Source organism: Paraburkholderia xenovorans (assembly GCF_046030735.1).
GTDB classification, from domain to species: domain Bacteria; phylum Pseudomonadota; class Gammaproteobacteria; order Burkholderiales; family Burkholderiaceae; genus Paraburkholderia; species Paraburkholderia xenovorans_A.
Genome location: NZ_JAQQBV010000116.1, coordinates 1 through 563, shown reverse-complemented (window position 1 = coordinate 563; position 563 = coordinate 1). Strand labels below are relative to the sequence as shown.

General features: G+C 61.6%; 1 protein-coding gene. It reads left to right on the top strand.

Translation table 11 applies throughout. The annotated features are described in order from the left end of the window. The coding region (locus PQQ51_RS34370) for a calcium-binding protein (protein WP_408501629.1) at positions 1–563 on the top strand (563 nt) is incomplete at both ends.

Here is a 563-nt window from a genome sequence, read left to right as displayed (position 1 = left end):
CCAGTACGGTGTGCAGCAGGTGCAGTTCGCCGACGGCACGACGCTGTCGGCGACGCAACTATTGTCGATGGCACGTACGATCGATGGAACGACTGGTGCCGATACGCTGTATGGCACATCCGGAGCTGACCTGTTCGACGGCAAAGGTGGGAGCGATGTCGAGGTCGGCGATGGCGGTAGCGACACATTCGTGTTCAACGTCGGGTACGGTCATCTGGAGATCAGCGAGGCCTATTCCGGCACGGCGCAGCCAGTACTGCAACTGGGTGCTGGGATCAGCGAACCGTCGCTGACAGTGAAGGCAGCGTCTGACGGAAGGGGACTGGTGTTGACTGATGGCATGAGCGGCGATCAGGTTACGATCGATGGCATGCTTTCTAACGCAAACGCCGGCGTCCAGCAGGTGCAGTTTGCGGACGGCACGATACTGTCGGCGACGCAACTACTGTCGATGGCGCGTACGATCGATGGCACCACTGGCAACGATACCCTGGCCGGCACATCGGGGCCCGACCTGTTCGACGGCAAGGGTGGGAGCGATGTCGAGGTCGGCGATGGCGGCA